The organism is Nonomuraea sp. NPDC003727 (genome assembly GCF_053586935.1).
In genome coordinates this window covers 234165-255176 of record NZ_JBSFNE010000002.1, presented here as the reverse complement: position 1 = coordinate 255176, position 21012 = coordinate 234165, and the positions used below count along the sequence as shown (strand labels likewise).

Sequence of the window (21012 nt, the reverse complement as noted above, 5' to 3'; positions counted from 1 at the left end):
CTGGACCTGAACCCACTCCTGGACCTGGACCCGGACCTGGACCCGCGCCTGGACCCCCTCCTGGACCCGGACCCGGACCTGGACCCGGGCCTGGACCCGCGCCTGGGTCTGGGCCTGGGTCTGGACTCGGGCCTGGAGCCGGAGCCGGAGCCGGAGCCGGAGCCGGGCTCGAAGCCGGGCCAGGGCGCGGGCCCTGTGGCGCGGACGTTCATCGGGGCGCCTCTGCGGAAACCCGCGAGCGTCGCTTCTTCTTCCAGGCGGCCGGACTCCCCGGCGGGCGGGACCGGCCCGGGTCCATGGCAAGGTTCGTCTCGTGAGTACGTACGTACCTCTCCACCCGGCCGGTCGCGATGGGCACAGTGGAAGCGTGAACTGGTCGCAGGCCCGCGCCGTCGCGCTGCGCGCCGCGCCACCCTGGCCGGAGGCGGAGGTGCCGCTGTCCGCGGCGCACGGCTGCCGGCTCGCCCGTCCGCTGCGGGCGCTCGTCGCGGTGCCCGGGACCGACGTGTCGGCCATGGACGGCTACGCGGTCGCGGGCGAAGGGCCCTGGCGGGTCGTCGGCCGGGTGCTGGCCGGCGGGCACGCGCACGGCGAGGTGCTGAAGCCGGGGTACGCGGTGGAGATCGCCACGGGCGCTCCGGTGCCGGAGGGGGCGACGGCGGTCCTGCCGTACGAGGCCGCGACGGTCGGCGACCACATACCCGGAGACCGCCGGGCCGATGGGGTGGCCGACGGCGGTGCCTCCGAGGAGGTGCGGGTCGGCGGGGCGGTCGACGACGGTGCCTCCGAGGAGGCGCGGGTCGGCGAGGCGGTCGACCACGGTGCTTCTGAGGAGGTGCGGGTCGGCGGGGTGGCCGGAGACAACGCGCACCGGGAAGGGAGGCCGCCGGCCGGGGCGCTGCCGGGTGGGGAGCGGCTGGTCCGCGGGGTCGTCGAGGAAGGGCGGCACATCCGCAGGCGTGGGGAGGACGTCGGGCTGGGCGAGGCCGTGCTGGCCGCGGGAACCACGGTGACTCCCGCCGTGCTCGGGCTGGCCGCCGCGCTCGGCCACGACGTGCTCGCCGTTCACCGCCGGCTCCAGGTGGCGGTGCTGGTGACGGGGGACGAGGTGGTCGAGGCGGGACTGCCCGGGCCGGGGCGGGTGCGAGACGCCATCGGGCCGTTCCTGCCCGGGCTGGTCGCGTGGGCGGGCGGCACGCTGGGGCCCACCCTCAGGCTGCCGGACGGCGCCGCCCCCCTCCACGCCGCCCTCCGCGCCCGAACGCCGGAAGGCACACGCCCAGGTGAGGCCGGAGATGCCCGCCCGCCGGGGAAGGAAGACGTGTCATCGGCCGGTGTGGGGGGCGCGTGTCGGCCGGGGGAGGACGACGTGTCATCGGCCGGAGTGGAGGGCGCGTGTCCGCGGGGGGAGGGGGACGTGCCGTCGGCCGGAGCGGGGGGCGCGTGCCTGCCGGGGGAGGGGGACGTGCCGTCGGCCGGTGCGGAGGATGCGTGTCCTCCAGGGGAGGGAGATGCGCGTTCGGCGGGGGAGGAAGGGGTGCGGTCGGCCGAGGTGGTCGTGGTGTGTGGGGCCTCCTCGAAGGGGCCCGCCGACCACCTGCGCGGCGTGCTGGCCGAGCTGGGCGCCGAGGTGCTGGTCGACGGGGTCGCCGTACGGCCGGGCCATCCGCAGCTCCTGGCGCGCCTGCCCGGCGGACGGCTGGTCGTCGGCCTGCCGGGCAACCCGTTCGCGGCCCTGGCGGCGGCGTTGACGTTGCTGGTCCCTCTGCTCCGCGGCGAGCGCTACGAGCCGGGCGAGCGCGTGACGCTGGCGGAGACGTCGGTGAAGGATCGCCGAAGCGGCCCGCGCGGCCTGGCCCATCACCGCGACACGCGGCTGGTGCCGGTGCGCAGGTCCGGCGCGGGTGCCAGGCCCGTGGGGCACGACCGGCCCGGCTCGCTCTGGGGCGCCGCGCTCGCCGACGCCCTGGCCGTCATCCCGCCGGGATGGGACGGCGAGCCGGTCGAACTGCTCGACCTGCCCGCTTGATCACCCAGGGGCCCCGGTGAGGGCGATGGAGGTGACCGTGTCGAGGGTGGCGCTGCCGGGACGCAGGTAGTCGTTGTGGCCGCCGTCGCCCCCGTCGAAGACTCGGGCACCGAAGCCGCCGGTGACGGGGTCGGCGCCGAAGCCGACAGGGCCGAGCCGTACTCCTGCCCTGAACACGTCGTCCTTCCTGGACAGGGTCGCCCACACCCGGGCGGGCGTGCGGAGTTCGGCGCTGGTCGACACGCCCATGCCGGGGCTGCCCAGCGCCACGATGTCGGCGACCGGCAGCCCAGGCGCCGCCTGCCCGCACACGACCGTGCCGTAGCTGTGGCAGACCAGGCTCACCCGGTCCTTGCCTTCCAGGGCGGTGACCAGCTCGCGCAGCGCCTTGGCGCCCTTGGCGGCCGGCAGCGTGGTGATCACGTCCCAGTCGGTCATCTCGGGCGCGTCGTAGCCGAGCCAGCCGATGACGGCCACCTCGTGGCCCGGCCGCAGCTGGGCGGCCCTGGCGTGCAGCGCCTTGGCCGCGCCGCCGGGTGAGACCGAGGAGCCGTCGAAGTCGCGCAGGCCGAACCCGGTGCCGGGCACGTAGACGATCACCGTGCGGGCCTTGGCCAGATCCCCGACCACCTCGATCACCCGCCCGTCGCCCACCTTGTCGTACGCCATGAGCTGCCGTCCCGGACCGGCGACCGCGCTGTTGGCGGTGTAGCGCTCGGCCAGCGCGCCCGCGGTCAGCGCGGGCAGCTCCAGCGCGCTGGTGCCGGACAGGCACCCGGCGCCCGTGGCGCACAGGACGAGCACGGCACCGACCAGGAAACGACGCATGACTCCGGACCGTATGTCACCCCGGCCACAGCTCACGTCACGCCAGAGGCGGATCCGGATGATCGTCCGGAAGAACTAGAAGGCACCGAACCTGTCGGCCGCCACCAGGACGAGGAAGGTCAGCATCGTCACGCGCAGCAGCTTGCCGCCGGTGCCGAGCGAGGGCCACGACAGGTAGGCCAGCCATCCGACGAAGGCGACCACGGGCAGCACCGCGAGCCCGCCGAGCCAGCTGTCGAGCGCGAAGCCGGCCAGCAGCAGGATCACCAGGACGGCCGGTGCCACCCACCGCGGTACCTGCGTGAACAGGAAGGTGATGGGGACGGCGCTGCGCTGCTCGACCGCCTTGCGCAGGCCCGTGGCGCCGGGCGTGAAGAACTGCTCGCCGGGCGGGAGAGGCTTTCGACTGGCCACCTCCCGAGCCTAGCGCGCGAGCCGCCCGTGCCTGAAGGATCGCCACAGGACCCCTCTCCGGTACCGGCCCTTGACCGCCTGCTGTCCGCCCCGCCGGGCGCGAGCGGAACGGCGGATCCTGAAGAGCGCACATCGGGACAGCCCTCTTGTCTGACATCCTGGAACGCGTGCTCGCTCTGATTCGCTACACCGTCCCCGAGGCGCGCTCCCAAGAGTTCCTCAAGCAAGGCCAGGAGATCATCGACGTGCTCGCCGAGCAGCCGGGCTACCTGCGCGGCCGCCTGTGCCGTTCGGTCGACGAGCCCAACCTGTGGGCGCTGGTCAGCGAGTGGGAGGGCGCGGGCTTCTACCGCCGCGCGCTCTCGGCGGCCAGAATGGCGATGTACCCCATGATGATCCTCATGGTTCACGAGCCCAGCGCCTTCGAGGACGTCTACCTTTCCGGCCGCGACGATTAGTCGCGCGCGGGGGCGGTCGGATGTCCCCTAAGCTGGGATCTCATCATTCCTACTCGCCGACCTCCAGCCGGAAAGAGATTCAGCCAATGGCACGCCGGACCGACGTCATGGATACGATCGTCAGCCTCGCCAAGCGACGGGGGCTCGTCTACCCGTCGAGCGAGATCTACGGAGGCCTGCGCGCGTCGTGGGACTACGGTCCGCTGGGCGTGGAGCTGAAGAACAACGTCAAGCGGCAGTGGTGGCTGTCGATGGTTCAGGCCCGCGAAGACGTGGTCGGCCTCGACTCCTGCGTCATCCTGGCCCCCGAGGTGTGGCAGGCCAGCGGCCACGTCGAGACCTTCACCGACCCGCTGACCGAGTGCCAGTCCTGCCACAAGCGCTTCCGCGCCGACCACCTCGTCGAGTCCTACGAGGACAAGCACGGCAGGTCGCCCGAGCACGGCCTGGCCGACATCACCTGCCCCAACTGCGGCAACAAGGGCGCCTTCACCGAGCCGCGCCAGTTCAGCGGCCTGCTGAAGACCTACCTCGGCCCGGTCGAGGACGAGTCGGGCCTGGCCTACCTGCGCCCCGAGACCGCCCAGGGCATCTTCATCAACTACGCCAACGTCCAGCAGTCGGCGCGCAAGAAGATCCCCTTCGGCATCGGCCAGATCGGCAAGTCGTTCCGCAACGAGATCACGCCGGGCAACTTCATCTTCCGCACCCGCGAGTTCGAGCAGATGGAGATGGAGTTCTTCGTCAAGCCGGGCACCGACGAGGAGTGGCACCAGTACTGGATCGACGAGCGCTACCGCTGGTACTCCGACCTCGGCATCAACAAGGACAACCTGCGGCTCTACGAGCACCCGCGGGAGAAGCTGTCGCACTACTCCAAGCGCACCGTCGACGTGGAGTACCGCTTCAACTTCGCCGGCTCCGAGTGGGGTGAGCTCGAGGGCATCGCCAACCGCACCGACTTCGACCTCAACGCCCACTCCAAGGCCTCCGGCGTCGACCTGTCGTTCTTCGAGCAGGACACGGGCGAGCGCTACGTGCCCTACGTCATCGAGCCGGCCGCCGGTGTCGACCGGGCCACGCTGACGTTCCTGCTCGACGCCTACACCGAGGACGAGGCGCCCAACGCCAAGGGCGTGCTGGAGAAGCGCACGGTGCTGCGCCTCGACCACCGGCTGGCGCCGGTCAAGGTCGCGGTGCTGCCGCTGTCGCGCAACGCCGACCTGTCGCCCAAGGCCAAGGACCTGGCCGCCCAGCTGCGCAAGCGCTGGAACGTCGAGTTCGACGACGCGGGCGCGATCGGCCGCCGCTACCGTCGCCAGGACGAGATCGGCACGCCGTTCTGCATCACGGTCGACTTCGACACCCTCGAGGACCAGGCCGTGACCATCCGCGAGCGCGACTCGATGGGGCAGCAGCGCATCGCGCTCGACCAGGTCGAGTCCTACCTGCGCCAGCACCTCAACGACTGAGCCGCCCAGTGCCGACCGCGCCCGACCCCGGGGGCGGTCGGCTCGGGCTTTCGCCGCGCGCATGGGCCGCCCTGCCAAGATCGACAACGGCTGAGCTCAGGCCAGGTGGGTGCCGAACCAGCCGATCATCCGCTGGTAGGCCTGGTTCGCGGCCTGCGCGTCGTATCGCGGGCCCGTGTCGTTGAAGAAGGCGTGGTCGACGCCGGGGCAGGTGACGATCTCGTACTCGAGGCCCGCCTTCTCCAGCGCGGCCCGCGCGGCGTCACGGGTGGCGTTCACCCGGGCGTCCTGCTCGGCGTAGATCGCGAGGACGGCCGCCCGGTCGCCGGTGAAGTCGGCGCCCTCGGGAAGCGGGCCGTAGAACGGCACGGCCGCCGACAGCCGCGGCTCCTTGCCGGCCAGCAGCAGCCAGGTCATGCCGCCGCCGAAGCAGAAGCCCACCATGCCGAGCTTGGCGCCCTCCTCCCGCTTGGACAGCTCCGTCAGCGCCGCCTTCATGTCGGCGACGAACCGCTCGGGCGGGATCTCGCCCAGCTTGGCCGTGACCTGCGCGGTGTCGCTGAACGACGCCGTGCCGCCTTCGCGCGACAGCAGGTCGAGCGCGAGCGCGGAGTAGCCGCTGGCCGCCAGCCGTCCCGCGACCGAGCGGATGTGGTCGGTGAGCCCGCGGTTCTCGTGGATGACCAGCACCGCGCCCTTGGGCTGCCGGGCCTGCGCCCAGGCGCCCTGCAGGGTCACGCCCTCGGGTCCTGGGAAGGTGACGGCCTCCACCGGCAGCGGTGAAGGCCCGGCGGGGGAGGGGGACGCGCCGGCGGGCGGGCTCGGCGCGGGCGTGGCGGTCGCGGCCACCTGGTCGCCCGCGCCGCACGCGGCCAGCAGCGCGGTGGCCGCCGGCAGGCCGATCCCGAGGAGGCCGAGCCGCCGCAGGGCCTCCCGGCGAGGGATGAGCCCTTCGGCGTGATCGAGTGCGATCTCTTCCGCGAGGTAGCGCTTGAAGGGTGACATCATGCCGGGATCGTAGGCCGCGCGACCGAAAGACCTGGTAAAGCTCGCGAGGTGGGTGGGCTGCGGAATCGGGCGCCGACGATCAACCCACTCGCCGGGGTCGTCACCATATAGGTTGGCTCGGAATACGAGACATCTGAGCCATTGGCGGGAAATATGCCGGAAATGCTGGACGGGCGCTACCAGCTGGACGAGCAGATCGGGCGCGGCGGTATGGGCGAGGTCTGGCGGGGACTCGACCCGCGGACCGGCAGGGGCGTCGCGGTCAAGATCCTCGCGCCGCAGGTGACGCAGCCCGCGGCCCGCGAGCGGTTCGCTCGCGAGGCTCGCGCCGCCGCCCAGATCGTGCACACCAACGTGGTCACCGTGTTCGACACCGGTGAGCAGGACGGGCGCCCCTACCTCGTGATGGAGCTGCTGACGGGCCGCAGCCTGGCCGAGGAGCTTGAGGACGGTCACCGGTACACCATCCCCGAGGTGTGCAGGCTGATGAGCCAGGCGGCCGCCGGTCTGGACGCGGCGCACCAGGCGGGGGTGGTCCACCGCGACGTCAAGCCGGCGAACCTGCACCGCACGGCGGACGGCACCCTCAAGATCGTTGACTTCGGCATCGCGCAGGTGGCCAGCGAGGCCTCCAGGCTGACGACGGTGGGCACCGTGGTCGGCACGGCCGCCTACCTCGCGCCCGAGCAGATCAACGGCGAGGCCGGTACCGCCGCCTCCGACCTGTACGCCCTCGGTTGCGTCGCCTACGAGCTGCTCTGCGGCCAGCCGCCGTTCTCCGGCGGCGCGGCCGACCTCATGCGCAAGCACGTCTTCGAGGCGCCCATGCCGCCCGGCCAGGTGCGTCCCGACGTGCCCGCCCCCCTCGACCGGCTGGTGATGTCCATGCTGGCCAAGAACCCCGCCGACCGGCCGGCCTCCGCCGAGCAGGTACGGCAGGCCTTCGCCGCCTTCGCCTTCCCCCAGGCGGCCCAGACGGCACCGAATCCCGCCCCGCGGGCCGTGCCGAACCCGACGGCCGTGCTGCCCGCCCACGACCCGGCCGTCCTGCCGCCTCATGACCCGGCCGTGACGACGGATCTGCGCGGCGGCCCCGCGGTCCCCGTGACGGGCACGATGCTCGCCGGCACCGGCACGGAAGCCCGGCCCGCCTCGGAGGGCAAGAAGCTGGCGCTGCAGGCGCTGGCCGGGGTGGTGCTGATCGCGGTGGGGGCGCTCGCGGTGACGATGTTCAACAGCGGAGGCGAGGAGCCCCGCCCCACGCCCACCCCCGCGGCCGTGGTGACGGCGGATCCGGATCCGGCGCCGCCGTCCGCCGTCGCCACCGCGAGCCCGGAGCCGTCGTCCCTGGTCGAGGCGGAGACGCCCGGTGCGGACGACACGGACTCCGACGACGAGGACGACGAGCCCTACGCCAGCGAGGCCTCCGAGTACATCCCTCCGGGCGGCTGGAACAGGTGGCTCGAAGGCCTCGACAAGGCGGTCTACAAGCAGCAGGCCGGGGGCGGGATCGAGCAGGGCCTCGCGGACAAGGCTCACGAGAGAGTCCGGGAGGCCGCCAGGGCGGCGATGCGCGGTGCGGAGGCCGAGGCGAGGGAGGAGGTCTTCCACCTGGTCAAGGACGTGTTCAAGGCCCAGCGCAAGGGCAAGCTGGAGGACGGCCCGCTGACGCAGTACATCGCGAAAGCCGGGCTCCGCTAGCAGGGACGAACGGCGCCGGAGGTTCCCTCCGGCGCCGTTGCCATGTCTGCCAAGTGCGTTCAAAGAATTGGTTTACACCAATTGGTATAAACCAATAAATTTCCAGTGGATTAGACCGGTGTATACCTTCTGAGCTGGAGAAACGGGGATTTAACCGTTGAGTGCAGTTTCGTGCTGTTCTTTATCGGTAGAGTCCGGAACGGAGGCGTTCGCAAAGGAGTTGTGGTGGCCAAGTACGTTTACGACTTCACCGAGGGCAACAAGGATCTCAAGGATCTTCTCGGCGGAAAGGGCGCCAATCTGGCCGAGATGACGAATCTCGGGCTGCCCGTTCCCCCCGGATTCACGATCACCTCTGAGGCGTGCCGCCACTACCTGGCGGAGGGCGCGGTACCCGACGGCCTCGAGGCTGAGGTCGCCGAGCATCTGAAGGCGCTGGAGTCGGCCATGGGCAAGAAGCTCGGGCAGGCCGACGACCCGCTGCTCATCAGCGTGCGGTCGGGGGCCAAGTTCTCGATGCCGGGCATGATGGAGACGGTCCTCAACATCGGGCTCAACGACGAATCCGTCCACGGCCTGGCCAAGCAGGCGGGCGGCAACGACCGCTTCGCCTGGGACTCCTACCGCAGGCTCATCCAGATGTTCGGCAAGACCGTGCTGGGCATCGACGGTGAGCTGTTCGAGCACGCCCTGGAGTCGCTCAAGGGCGCCCGCCAGGACACCGACCTGTCCGCCGAGGAGCTGCAGGGCCTGGTCGAGACGTACAAGGGCATCGTGCGCGAGCAGACGGACAGGGACTTCCCCGCCGACCCGCGCGAGCAGATGCGGCTGGCCGTCATGGCCGTCTTCGACTCGTGGAACGCTCCCCGCGCCATCCTCTACCGCCGCCAGGAACGCATCCCCGCCGACCTCGGCACCGCGGTCAACATCGTGGCCATGGTCTTCGGCAACCTCGGCGAGGACTCCGGCACCGGTGTGGCCTTCACCCGCGACCCCGGCTCGGGACACCAGGGCATCTACGGCGACTACCTGCAGAACGCCCAGGGCGAGGACGTCGTCGCCGGCATCCGCAACACCATCCCGCTGCAGGAGCTCGAGCGCATCGACAAGCACTCCTACGACGAGCTGCTGCAGATCATGGAGAAGCTCGAGAACCACTACCGCGACCTGTGCGACATCGAGTTCACCATCGAGCGCGGCAAGCTCTGGATGCTGCAGACCCGCGTGGGCAAGCGGACCGCCGCCGCGGCCTTCCGCATCGCGACGCAGCTCGTCGACCAGGGGCTCATCACCCTCGACGAGGCCGTCACCAGGGTCAGCGGCGACCAGCTCGCCCAGCTGATGTTCCCCAGGTTCGCCGCCGACGGCGAGCGCGCGCTCATCACCAAGGGCATGAACGCCTCGCCCGGCGCGGCCGTCGGCAAGGCCGTCTTCTCCTCCGAGCGGGCCGTCGAGCTGGCCGCCGCCGGCGAGCAGGTGATCCTGGTCCGTCGCGAGACCAACCCCGACGACCTGGCCGGCATGATCGCCGCCCAGGGCGTGCTCACCTCGCGCGGCGGCAAGACCTCGCACGCCGCCGTGGTCGCCCGCGGCATGGGCAAGACCTGCGTGTGCGGCGCCGAGGAGCTGGAGGTCACCACGAGCGAGCGCCGCTTCACCGCCCCCGGCGGCATCACGGTCGACGAGGGCGACGTCATCTCCATCGACGGCAGCACGGGCGAGGTCTTCCTCGGCGAGGTGCCGGTGGTCGACTCGGCCGTGGTGGAGTACTTCGAGGGCAGCCGGCCGGACGACGAGCTGGTCCGCGCGGTCGACCGGATCATGCGGCACGCCGACTCGGTACGGCGGCTGGGCGTGCGGGCCAACGCCGACACCCCCGAGGACTCCGCCCGCGCCGTGCGGTTCGGGGCCGAGGGGATCGGGCTGTGCCGTACCGAGCACATGTTCCTCGGCGACCGCAGGCAGCTGGTCGAGGACCTGGTCCTGGCCACCTCCGACGAGGAGCGCCAGGCCGCGCTGGACGCCCTCGAGCCGCTCCAGCGGGCCGACTTCACCGGCATCTTCGAGGCCATGGACGGCCGGCCGGTCACCATCCGCCTCATCGACCCGCCGCTGCACGAGTTCCTGCCCGACCTCGTGGAGCTGTCGGTCAAGGTGGCCACCGGCGACGCCGGCGACAAGGACCGCACGCTGCTGGCCGCCGTGAAGCGCCTGCACGAGCAGAACCCGATGCTCGGCCTGCGCGGCGTACGGCTCGGCCTGGTCATCCCCGGCCTGTTCGCCATGCAGGTCAGGGCGATCGCCGAGGCGGCTCGCGCGGTGCCGGGCGCCAAGCCGGAGATCATGATTCCGCTGGTGGCGGCGGTGCAGGAGCTGGAGGCCGTGCGCGAGGAGGCCCTCGCCATCCTGAGGGAGACGGGCGTCGACGCGCTCATCGGCACCATGATCGAGACGCCGCGGGCCGCGCTCACCGCGGGCCAGGTCGCCGAGGCCGCGCAGTTCTTCTCCTTCGGCACCAACGACCTGACCCAGATGACGTGGGGCTTCTCCCGCGACGACGTCGAGGCCGCGTTCTTCTCCCGCTACCTGGAGATGGGCATCTTCGGCGTCTCGCCGTTCGAGACCCTCGACAGGGACGGCGTCGGCCGCCTCGTCAGGATCGCGGCGGAGGAGGGCAGGAGGACCAGGGCCGATCTCAAGCTCGGCATCTGCGGCGAGCACGGCGGCGACCCCGACTCCGTCCACTTCTGCCACGAGGTAGGGCTCGACTACGTGTCCTGCTCGCCGTTCCGCATCCCCGTGGCGCGCCTGGAGGCGGGCCGCGCCGCCCTGACGGTCGACACCTCCGACACCCGCTGAGTCACCGGGCCGCCGGACCGCGAGGGTCCGGCGGCCCGCCCTTTCACGCGGGGACCGGACCGCGAGGGTCCGGCGGCCGCCTTCTCAGGCGGGGACGAAGTCGGGCTTCACGCCCAGCCCCGCCAGCCACGACCGCATGCCGGGCACACCCGAAGGGTCGGCGACCACCTGGGCGGCGTACTCCGCCACCAGGACCTCCTCGCCGTCCTCGAACAGCAGCCTGGCCGGGCCCGACCACGACAGCGTCCAGCGGGCCTGCCCGTGCTGGATGAGCGTCGCCTCCAGCGCCTGCCCGAGGACACCCGCGAGCAGCGAGCCGGAGTCGTTCCAGCCGAGCTGCCGCAGCTCGGCCTCCAGCGCCGCGTGCTGCCCGCGCGCCACCGCCTCGAAGGCCGCGTCGAGGTACGGCACGCCCGCCCCCATGACCCGCTGCCCGGCCACGGCCAGGTCGCGCAGCGCCTCCTCGTTGCGCGCCGCGTACATGCCGGAGGCGACCAGGTCCTCCCACGAGACCGGGCGCAGGGTGGTCAGCGCCTCCTGGGTCCAGAACGACTGCTCGACCGCCTGGGCCGCCACCGTCGCGTCCCGCAGCAGCGTGGTGGCCGGGCGCGGGTCGGGGACGTGCGCGGGCTCGGGCAGCCGCTCGATCGCGGCCAGCCGCTCGGCGAGACTTGGGTGCGAGTCGTAGGGGGAGATCTTCTCCGGCTCCTCGGCGAGCCTGGCCAGCTCCGCCTGCCGTACCGGATCGCCCATGAGGGCGCGGAAGCCGCCGAACACCGACGAGGGCCGGTTGCCCGCCAGGCCGGCCATCCCCATGTAGCGCTCCATGAACAGCTCCCACGCCTGCGCCGCGGTGTGGATCTTCCGCAGCGCGCCCGCCATGGCCGCCCTGCCCGCGATCGCCACGGCGAACGAGTCGGCCTCGAGCTCCTGGCGCCGCGAGACCGCCTGGGAGACGCGCAGGTAGAGCTTGGCGTAGTAGGCGAAGAGCCGCTGCACGAAGGGGTGGTTGCCGAGTCCCTGCACGGTGGCGACCAGCGCGACCCTGCCCCGGTAGACGGGCGCGCCGAGGCGGGTGTGCGCGCCGCTGTAGTGGCCGAGCTCGTGCCCGAGCACGGCCCGCGTCTCGTCGACCGTCAGCGACTGCAGCAGCGGCAGCCCGATGTACATGCGCCGCCTGGTGGCCACCAGGCCGAGCAGCCGGGTGTCCTCGGCGACGGCGGCGTTGACCTCGCCGACCAGCCTGATCTCGTCCGGCGGCGCCGTCTTGACCCGCTGCGCGAGCTCCTCGACCGTCCGCCACAGCTCCGGCTCCTGCTCGCGGGTGACGGCCACCCCCGGCTGCTCGCCCTGCTTCCTGCGGCTGACCATCCACAGCGCCCGCACCAGCGCCCCCGCCGCCAGGGTCAGCACGATCGCGATCTTCAGTCCGGCGGCGTGGAAGTCGAGGAAGAGGTAGACGTCGAAGAAGACGGCAGCGGCCAGGACGAGGCCGACGAGCACGTAGAAGCCGGCCAGCAGGGTGAAGGCCAGCACGGCACGGAACGCGGTGGTCACGCGGATGACCTTATAGGGCCATAAACCGGATTCTGACGGGACCTTACCGAAAAACTGACTCGCCACGAGGCGAGGCCGGACCCGGTCCACCACGGCTCCACCCGGCCCTGATGGGTAAACTCACAGCACTTATGGGCCAATACACCGACCACGACCAGGAGCGATGGGTACCGGAGCCGCCCGGCGACCCCGATCGGGGCGCGTTCGCGCGCGACCGGGCCAGGGTCCTGCACAGCTCGGCCCTGCGCAGGCTCGCGGCCAAGACACAGGTGGTGGGGCCCGGTGAGACGCTCGGCGTCGGCCAGCACATCCCGCGCACCAGGCTCACCCACTCGCTCGAATGCGCCCAGGTCGGCAGGGAGATGGGCGCCGCGCTCGGCGTCGACCCCGACCTGGTGGAGACGGCCTGCCTGGCCCACGACCTCGGTCACCCGCCCTTCGGCCACAACGGCGAGGCCGCGCTCGACGAACTGGCCGCCACCTGCGGCGGCTTCGAGGGCAACGCGCAGAGCCTGCGCCTGCTGACCAGGCTCGAGCCCAAGGTGCTGACGGAGGACGGCCGCAGCGCCGGGCTCAACCTGACCCGCGCCTCCCTGGACGCCGCGGTCAAGTACCCGTGGCCGCGCGGCCGGGGCGGCAAGTTCGGCGTCTACGACGACGACCTGCCGGTCTTCGAGTGGATCAGGGACGGCGCGCCAGCCCGGAGGGTGAGCTTCGAGGCGCAGATCATGGACTGGGCCGACGACGTCGCCTACTCGGTGCACGACCTGGAGGACGCCCTCCACTCGGGCCACGCCACCCCCGAGGCGCTCGGGTCACGGGCCGAGCGCGAGGCCGTCTGCGAGCTGACCCGCCTCTGGTACGTCCCCGACGCCACCGGCGCCGAGCTGGAGGCGGCCTTCGACCGGCTGCTGGCCGCCCCGCTGTGGCCGCGCCGCTTCGCGGGCACACTGGCCGACCTGGCCGGGCTCAAGGCGCTGACCAGCGGCCTGATCGGACGGTTCTGCCGGTCAGCGCAGGCCGCGACCAAGGAGGCCTTCGGCTACCGCCACCGCGCCGACCTGGTGGTGCCGCGGGCCACGCGGCTGGAGTGCGCGCTGCTCAAGGGAGTGACCGCGCACTACGTGATGACGACGGAGGACCACCACGCCAACCAGGCGCGGCAGCGGGAGCTGATCTCCGAGCTGGCCTCCCTGATCACGCTGGGCGCGCCGCACACGCTCGAACCGGCGTTCCGGCCCGCGTTCGTCGAGGCGAAGGACGACGCGGCACGGGTGCGCGTGGTGATCGACCAGATCGCCTCCCTCACCGACACCTCCGCCGTCGCCTGGCACCGCCGCCTGTCCGGCTGACCCGCCCCGCGCGATTCGCCGGGGCCGGGTGCGAGCGTCGGACCTGCGATGACGGCGCCGAAGGACGATACTCCAGAACATGGCAACCTTTGTGATCGTCGGCGCCGGGCTCGCAGGGGCCAAGGCGGCGCAGACACTGCGGGAAGAGGGCTTCGACGGCGAGGTCGTGCTCATCGGAGCCGAGAACGAGCGACCCTACGAGCGGCCGCCGCTGTCCAAGAGCTACCTCCAAGACAAGAGCGAGCGAGAGAAGATCTTCGTCCACCCGCCGGAGTGGTACGCCGACAACGCGGTCGACCTGCTGCTGGGCACCGCCGTCACGGAGATCGACCTCGACGGCCACCAGGTCACGCTCGCCGACGGCGCCCGCCGGCCGTACGACAAGCTGCTCATCGCCACCGGCGCCCGCCCGCGCCGCCTGCCGGGCGCGGGACCCGTGCGCTACCTGCGGACCGTCGGCGACAGCGAGGCGCTCAAGGAGCGTTTCGCCCGCGGCGGCAAGGTCCTGATCATCGGTGCCGGCTGGATCGGGCTGGAGACCGCGGCGGCGGCCCGCGCGGCGGGCTGCGAGGTCACCGTCGTCGAGCCGGAACCCACCCCGCTGTTCAGGGTGGTGGGGCCCGAGGTCGGCAAGGTCTTCGCCGACGTCCATCGCCGCCACGGCGTCGACCTGCGCCTCGGCGTCGCCGCCGAGGAGGTGACCGACGACGGCGTACGGCTCGGCACGGGCGAGGTGCTGACCGCCGACCTGGTGCTCGCCGGCATCGGCGCCGCGCCCGACGTCGAGCTGGCCCGCAGGGCGGGGCTCGAGGTGCGCGAGGGCATCGTCACCGACGCCGCCCTGCGGACCTCGCACCCCGACGTCCACGCGGCGGGGGACGTCGCCGAGTCCTACAATCCGCTCTACGACAGGTGGATCCGGGTGGAGCACTGGGCCAACGCCCTCAACGGCGGGCCCGCCGCGGCCAGGTCGATGCTCGGCCAGGACGTCGTCTACGACCGCGTGCCGTACTTCTACACCGACCAGTTCGAGATCGGCATGGAGTTCTCCGGCGACACCCGGGGCTACGACGAGGTGTTCATCAAGGGCAAGGACCTGGAGTTCATCGCCTACTGGCTGCGCCAGGGCACGGTCATCGCGGGGATGAACGTCAACATCTGGGACGTCGTCGGCGACATCCAGAACCTCATCCGCTCCGGCGGCCCGCTGCCGGAGCGCGGGCCGACGCCCTGACGCCCGCCAGGCAGGGGAACCGTCAGAGCGTCGAGGTGTCGTTGAGCGACGGCGTCGGAGTGGGCGTCGGCGTGGCCGGCTTCTTCTTGCGCGGCCGCTTCTGCTCCTCCTTCTCCGGCTCCTGCTGGGGCGTCGACCTGCCGGCGCACAGCGTCGTGCAGGCGGGCGTCTCGCCGACCTCGCCGCGCAGCCTGAAGGTCTCCTCCTTCGGGGAGAGCGTGCGGTTGCCCTTGTCCCAGGCGTCCAGGTAGTCCCACGGCTCGACCATGCCGCGGCGCACCCACCAGTAGGCCGGGCCGGCCTTCCACGAGATCGCGAAGTAGAGGTTGGGGGCGGTGTCGCGGGCGTTGCCCGAGTTGCCGATCGTGCCGACCTTCTGCCCGGCCTTCACCTTCGAGCCCGGCTTGAGGTCCGGGACGACGGCGTCGAGGTGGCCGCCGAGGTAGCGGACCCCGTCCTCGCCGATGATCGAGACGAACCTGCCCTCGCGGTCGGGGCCGCGGTCGGTGGAGGGCGACCAGCGGTTGCCGGTGTTGATCTCGTCGACCACGCCGTCGACGGGCGCGACGAACGCGCAGCCCTTGGCCGCCCAGATCGTCGTCTTGGGCAGGATGAGCAGCTTGCGCTGGTAGCTGGTCTTGCAGCCCTTGACCGGGAAGGCGTAGGTGTACTTCGACACCTGCGGCGGCGGCACCTGCACCGGAGCCTCGGCCGCGGGCCGCTGGACGCCGGCCTGCTCGTCGGTGCCGGGGCCGGCCGAGGGGACCGGCGTCGCCGCCACGGCCTCGGCGGGGGCCTTCATGCTGACGCCCGCGACGCCGGTGGCGTGCGCGCATCCTCCGGTCAGCAGGACGCCGACCACCACCGCACTGAGAGGCCCCGAACGCATGATCTCCACCTGTGTCACAGTATCGAACGACAACCTTTACCTTTGTAACGGACCCGGCCCGTGACCACGACCGGTTTGCCGTTATCCGTCCAGCGGCCCCGTACGGCAGGCAACGCCGCGCAGGATCTCCGCCACGGGCTCCCGTGCCGGACGGGACGAGCATCCGCGCCGGGGCCGAAAGTGTCGGAGCGCGCCATTAGACTCGCCGCGTGGCAGGCCGGATCCGTGACGTCGACATCGCGCTGGTGCGCGAGCGTTCCCCGATCGCCGACGTGATCGGGGAGCACATCCAGCTCCGCAACGCGGGCGGCGGCAATCTCAAGGGCCTGTGCCCCTTCCACGACGAGAAGAGCCCGTCCTTCAACGTCACCCCCGAGCGGGGGATGTACTTCTGCTTCGGCTGCGGCGAGGGCGGCGACGTCATCACGTTCGTCGAGAAGATCGAGCACCTGTCCTTCCACGAGTCGGTCGAGCGGCTGGCGCAGCGGGCCGGCGTGCAGCTGCAGTACGAGCAGGGCGGCTACGTCCCCAAGCGCGACCAGGGGGAGCGGGCCCGGCTGATCGAGGCGCACAAGGCCGCCGCCGAGTTCTACGTCGAGCGGCTCTTCTCGCCGGAGGCGGCGCCCGGGCGCCGGTTCCTGTCCGAGCGGGGCTTCGAGCGGGCCGACGCCGAGCTGTTCGGCGTCGGCTACGCGCCCAACGAGTGGGAGGCGCTGACCCGTCACCTGCTCGGCAGGGGGTTCACCGCGGCGGAGATCGTCAAGGGCGGCCTGGCCAAGGAGGGCAGGCGCGGCCCGATGGACCGCTTCCGCGGGCGGCTCATCTGGCCCATCCGCGAGGCCACGGGCGACGTCATCGGGTTCGGCGCGCGCAAGCTCCTCGACAGCGACGACGGCCCCAAGTACCTCAACACCCCCGAGTCGCCCCTCTACAAGAAGTCGCAGGTCCTCTACGGCATCGACCTGGCCAAGCGGGAGATCTCCAAGCGCTCCCAGGCGGTGATCGTCGAGGGCTACACCGACGTGATGGCCTGCCACCTGGCCGGGGTGCCGACCGCGGTGGCGACCTGCGGCACCTCCTTCGGCGAGGAGCACATCAAGATCCTGCGCCGGTTCCTGCTCGACCAGTCCTCGGCCACCGGTGAGGTGATCTTCACCTTCGACGGCGACGCGGCGGGCCAGAAGGCGGCGCTGCGGGCCTTCGCCGACGAGCAGAAGTTCGTCACCCAGACCTACGTCGCCGTGCAGGCCGACGGGCTCGACCCGTGCGACCTGCGGGTCAAGCAGGGCGACGCGGCCGTGCGCGACCTGGTGGCCAGCAGGGAGCCGCTGTTCCAGTTCGCGATCCGCAGCACGATCTCCCGCTACGACCTGCGCACCAACGAGGGCAAGATCGCCGCGCTCGACGCGGCCGCGCCGATCGTGGCGGGCATCAAGGACACAGGGCTGCGCAAGCGCTACGCCATCGACCTCGACAGGTGGCTCGGCTTCATGGACGAGCGCTTCGTCATCGAGCGCATCGCCGAGGTCGGCGGGGCGCAGGTGGCCAGACAGCAGCGCGCCCCCAAGATCGCCGTCGTCGAGCCGCACGTGCGGGTCGAGGGCGAGCTGCTCAAGCTGGCCGTGCAGCGGCCCGCCCTGGTCGGGCCGCGCTTCGACGCGCTCGGCGCCGAGGCGTTCACCACGCCCGACCACGTCGCGCTCCACGCCGTCGTCGCGGCGGCCGGTGGCGCGGCGGCCGGAGGCGCCGGCGGCAGGGAATGGGTCGACCGGCTGCTGGAGCACGCGCCGGACGAGGCGGTGCGCGGGCTGATCACCAGGTTCGCCGTCGAGGCCATCAGGGCCGACGCCGAGGTCGAGCAGCGCTACGGCACCGAGCTGCTGGCCGCCGTCGAGGGCATCGCGGTCGACCGGGCCATCGCCCAGGTGAAGTCGCGCCTGCAGCGGCTCAACCCGGTCGAGGAGCCCGAGGAGCACCGGCGGCTGTTCGGCGAGCTGCTGGGGCTCGAACGGCAGCGCAAGGCCCTCAGGGAGAACCCGGTAGGCGGCTAGACCGGCCGCCGAACCTGTTCGCCTCGCATGGCGACGCGGCGGCGTCCGGCTGGCCGGGGACCGGCGACCGGCCCGGCTGAGCGCGCCCGGCTGGAGCGGGCGCCGCGACCGGGTCCGGCTGAGCGGGTGTCAGGCTCTGACCGGGCGTCCGGGCAGGGCGGTCGGCAGCAGGTGGCCGTCCAGGACCACGAACCTTCCGCCCACGATGACATGGGCGAACCCGGTCGAGGTCGCGGTCGTGGCGGTGTAGGTGGCGTGGTCGGTGACGGCGGCAGGGTCGAAGACCGTCAGGTCGGCGTCGCAACCCACCTGGACGCGGCCCTTGCGCCGCATGGCGGGCACGCCCGAGCCGACGACGTCGGCGGGGACGAGGGTGCACCTGCGCACGGCCTCGGGCAGCGACAGGACGCCGCTCTCCCGGACGAGTCTGCGCAGCGTCCTGCCGTAGGTGCCGGCCGTGCGCGGGTGGGTGACGGCATCGCGCGCCAGCGGCCAGGACAGGGGGTCGGGCACGCCCGAGCGCCACAGCAGGGGGACGGCGTCGGTGGCGACGGCGGCGTCGGTGAAGGTGAGGGCGCGCTGGATGTAGTCGAACTGGGCGGGGTCGTCCTCGTCGAGCAGGTGGACGAAGGCGGCCGAGCCGGGCCGGCTCTCGCGGATCCGGCGCAGGGTGTCGGCGTCGGGGATGCGGCCCTCGGCGCCGAGCAGGCCGATCGAGTGCGGTGTGAGGCCGCGCCGGTGGAGGAGTTCGGGGGCGAGGAAGGCCGCCCCGATGCCGGTCATGCCCGCGCCGTACGGGTAGGCCTCGGTGGTGACGCGCGAGCCTTCGGCGCGGACCTTCTCCACCAGGCCCAGCACGCGGTCGACGTGGCGGATGGAGGTGCTGTTGACGTGGCAGTAGTGCATGTGCGCGCCGGTCGTGGCGGCGGCGCGGACGACCTCCTCGGCCCCGTCGACGGGGGTGGTGGGGTCCATCTCGACCAGCTCGCGGGCGTGGGTGTAGGTGGGCAGCCCGGCGCGGGCGGCGAGCGCGGCCACGGCGAGGTATTCGGCGGGGTCGACGCGGGGCGCGTAGCCGACGAGGATGCCGATGCCGAGCGCTCCGTCGCCGAGGTCGCGCTCCAGCATGCCGATGACGCGGTCGACCGTCTGCCGCGGCGCGGCCCGCTGCCATTCCTCCCGGCCGATGTTGGCGACGAAGTCGTCCAGGTCGCCGCCGGTTTCCAGGCCGAGCAGGACGGCCATGCGGGCCACGGCCCAGGAGGTGGCGAAGCCGTAGTTGAGCGGCCTGCCCTCGGCCTCGGCCCTGCGGTAGGCGGCGGCCACGGGGTAGGCGCCGGCTTCGAGCTCCAGGACGGTGGTGACGCCGTCGAGGGCCTGCAGACGGTGGCCGGCGATGTCGGTGCTGTGGCTGTGCAGGTCGATGAAGCCCGGGCTGACCACCAGGCCGGTCGCGTCGACGACGGTGGCGCCGTGGAGCGGCTCCCCGGAGACCGCCCTGATGACGCCGCCGGTGACGCCGACGTCGCGTACGGCGTCCAGGCCGCTCTCGGGGTCGATGACCCGGCCGCGGGCGAGGACCAGATCGTATGTCGTCATGCGGGCTCCTTCGTGCCGAGGGTGAACTGCTCGGGGCGCTGGGGCACGATGAAGGCGATCAGCGCGCCGAGCACGGTGGTGGCGATGAGCAGGCCGAACGCCGCGGTGTAGGAGAACGCGTCGGCCAGGAAGCCCATGAGGACCGGGGCGATGACGCCGGCGATCTGGCCGCCGACGTTGACGACGGCCAGGCCGGATCCGATGACGGCGGGCGGCAGGACCCGGACGGGCATGCCGAGGATGCCCATCGAGGAAAGGCCCGCCACACCCATGGCGAGGGTCTGGTAGACGGTGAACCCGACGGCGGAGTCGGCCATCAGCATGAGCACCAGGAGGACGGCGGTGACCAGCAGCAGGGGGATGACGTAGAGCCTGGCCCGGTCGTGGAAGAAGCGGTCGAACAGCCAGCCGCCGAGGAAGGTGGTCGCGCACGAGACCAGGGCGGGGATGGCCGCCATGACGCCGGTGCTGACGAGGGAGATGCCGCGTTCCTCCAGCAGGTAGCTGGGCACCCAGGTGATCATGCCGTAGCCCAGCATGTTGGTGGCGCAGAAGAGGGCGGCGAACTTCCAGACGGAGGCCGACCGGACGACGGCGCCGAGGCCGAGCCCCCTGTCCTGGACGGCGTCGGAGCCGTTGAGGTGGGCGGGCAGCGGCTTGGGCAGCAGCGTCCAGAGCAGCATCCCGATGACGACGCCGGCGGCGGCCGTGACCCAGAAGGTGTGCCGCCAGCCCATGACGAGGATGAGCGGCGCGACGATGAGCGGGGCGATGCCGGCGCCGAGCGGGTTGGCGGCCAGCATGGCCCCGGCGGCCGTGGCGCGTACGGCGGGCGTGGTGCGTTCCGCGACGGCCTTGAAGGAGGCGCTGGGGAACAGCCCCTGGCTGACGCCGAAGAGGGCGCGGATCACCAGGAGCGACGCCAGGCCCCAGGCGACGCCGGTGAGGGCGGTGAAGACCGACCAGAGCAGCAGGGCCACCATGAGCTGGCGGCGGGCGCCGAACCGGTCGGCCAGGATGCCGCCCGGCAGCTGGCACAACAGGTACACCAGAGAGAAGACGGTGATCAGCCAGCCCTGCTCGGTCCTGGTGAGCGCGAACTCCTCACCGATGAACGGCAACGCGACGGCCATCATCACCCGGTCGACGTAGTCGATCACCCAGACGCCCATGAGCAGGCCGACGGTGACGATCGCGGTCCTTCGGACCGGTGCGGGCACGACAAGCTGGGGGGTGATTTCGGAGAGTCCCATGTGCGAACCTCCCGGGCACTCGGCCAATGGTTCCGCCACCCTCCATCAGGTGGCCCGGGCGTGCTTCGTCCGTGGAGATGAAGATGGCGCCGCCGACGGTGTGATCGCACGAAGACACGCGCGCGACGGCGAACTCAACGCGGTTCTGAGCCGGCCTGCGCGGCGCCGTCCTCGGCCGGATCCTCGGGTGGGGGAGAGGCGGCTCGTCGGGTGACCGTCCTCGGGTGAGGGGGAGGCGGCTCGTCGGGTGACCGTCCTCGGGTGAGGGAGAGGCGGCTCGTCGGGTGACCGTCGTCGAGTGGGGAGCG

15 protein-coding genes are annotated in these 21012 nt (G+C 72.1%); 8 read left to right on the top strand and 7 right to left on the bottom strand.

Features of this window, described 5'->3' with window-relative positions; all coding sequences use genetic code 11:
• Positions 1-367 precede the first annotated feature (367 nt).
• On the top strand, positions 368-2029 hold the full coding sequence (locus ACWDLG_RS06420; protein WP_449916631.1) for a molybdopterin molybdotransferase MoeA: 1662 nt from the start codon (positions 368-370) through the stop codon (positions 2027-2029).
• Here the strand turns inward: ACWDLG_RS06420 and ACWDLG_RS06415 are convergent, their stop codons facing one another.
• Both ACWDLG_RS06415 and ACWDLG_RS06410 read right to left on the bottom strand, forming a co-directional pair.
• Complete coding sequence (locus ACWDLG_RS06415) at positions 2030-2857, bottom strand: alpha/beta hydrolase (protein WP_354906543.1); 828 nt, start codon at positions 2855-2857, stop codon at positions 2030-2032.
• A 75-nt stretch (positions 2858-2932) separates the two neighbouring features.
• Entirely contained in the window at positions 2933-3271 is a 339-nt protein-coding gene (locus tag ACWDLG_RS06410; protein WP_354906542.1) for a DUF6703 family protein, read from the bottom strand.
• Positions 3272-3438: 167 nt separating this feature from the next.
• Between ACWDLG_RS06410 and ACWDLG_RS06405 the strand changes: the two genes are divergently transcribed.
• On the top strand, positions 3439-3729 hold the full coding sequence (locus tag ACWDLG_RS06405; protein ID WP_449916628.1) for an antibiotic biosynthesis monooxygenase family protein: 291 nt from the start codon (positions 3439-3441) through the stop codon (positions 3727-3729).
• A gap of 107 nt (positions 3730-3836) precedes the next feature.
• Positions 3837-5201 carry a glycine--tRNA ligase gene (locus ACWDLG_RS06400; protein ID WP_449916625.1) on the top strand — a complete coding sequence of 455 codons (1365 nt, stop codon included), beginning with the start codon at positions 3837-3839 and terminating at the stop codon, positions 5199-5201.
• A gap of 96 nt (positions 5202-5297) precedes the next feature.
• On the opposite strand, the gene ACWDLG_RS06395 is transcribed toward ACWDLG_RS06400, so the two are convergent.
• Positions 5298-6209 (bottom strand): dienelactone hydrolase family protein, encoded by a 912-nt coding sequence (locus ACWDLG_RS06395; RefSeq protein ID WP_449916622.1) that lies wholly within the window; start codon positions 6207-6209, stop codon positions 5298-5300.
• 162 nt (positions 6210-6371) lie between these two features.
• Between ACWDLG_RS06395 and ACWDLG_RS06390 the strand changes: the two genes are divergently transcribed.
• On the top strand, positions 6372-7910 hold the full coding sequence (locus ACWDLG_RS06390; RefSeq protein ID WP_449916620.1) for a protein kinase domain-containing protein: 1539 nt from the start codon (positions 6372-6374) through the stop codon (positions 7908-7910).
• 225 nt (positions 7911-8135) lie between these two features.
• Entirely contained in the window at positions 8136-10769 is a 2634-nt protein-coding gene (ppdK, locus tag ACWDLG_RS06385; protein ID WP_449916617.1) for a pyruvate, phosphate dikinase, read from the top strand.
• Between the two features lie 84 nt (positions 10770-10853).
• On the opposite strand, the gene ACWDLG_RS06380 is transcribed toward ppdK, so the two are convergent.
• Positions 10854-12326, bottom strand: a complete 1473-nt coding sequence (locus ACWDLG_RS06380; protein ID WP_449916615.1) for a M48 family metallopeptidase — start codon at positions 12324-12326, stop codon at positions 10854-10856.
• A gap of 131 nt (positions 12327-12457) precedes the next feature.
• Between ACWDLG_RS06380 and ACWDLG_RS06375 the strand changes: the two genes are divergently transcribed.
• A complete protein-coding gene (locus ACWDLG_RS06375) occupies positions 12458-13678 on the top strand; it encodes a deoxyguanosinetriphosphate triphosphohydrolase (RefSeq protein WP_449916613.1) in 1221 nt (406 codons plus the stop codon).
• Between the two features lie 79 nt (positions 13679-13757).
• Positions 13758-14912 (top strand): NAD(P)/FAD-dependent oxidoreductase, encoded by a 1155-nt coding sequence (locus ACWDLG_RS06370; RefSeq protein WP_449916610.1) that lies wholly within the window; start codon positions 13758-13760, stop codon positions 14910-14912.
• A gap of 22 nt (positions 14913-14934) precedes the next feature.
• On the opposite strand, the gene ACWDLG_RS06365 is transcribed toward ACWDLG_RS06370, so the two are convergent.
• Positions 14935-15801 (bottom strand): M23 family metallopeptidase, encoded by an 867-nt coding sequence (locus ACWDLG_RS06365; protein WP_449916608.1) that lies wholly within the window; start codon positions 15799-15801, stop codon positions 14935-14937.
• Between the two features lie 209 nt (positions 15802-16010).
• On the opposite strand from ACWDLG_RS06365, the gene dnaG reads away from it, so the two are divergent.
• Positions 16011-17852 carry a DNA primase gene (gene dnaG, locus ACWDLG_RS06360; protein ID WP_449916606.1) on the top strand — a complete coding sequence of 614 codons (1842 nt, stop codon included), beginning with the start codon at positions 16011-16013 and terminating at the stop codon, positions 17850-17852.
• Positions 17853-17981: 129 nt separating this feature from the next.
• Here the strand turns inward: dnaG and ACWDLG_RS06355 are convergent, their stop codons facing one another.
• The gene (locus tag ACWDLG_RS06355) at positions 17982-19451 is read right to left on the bottom strand and encodes an amidohydrolase family protein (RefSeq protein WP_449916604.1); all 1470 of its coding nucleotides are present in this window, start codon (positions 19449-19451) and stop codon (positions 17982-17984) included.
• Positions 19448-20704, bottom strand: a complete 1257-nt coding sequence (locus ACWDLG_RS06350) for an MFS transporter (protein ID WP_449916601.1) — start codon at positions 20702-20704, stop codon at positions 19448-19450. Before ACWDLG_RS06350 ends, ACWDLG_RS06355 begins: the two co-directional genes overlap by 4 nt.
• Between the last annotated feature and the right edge of the window lie 308 nt (positions 20705-21012).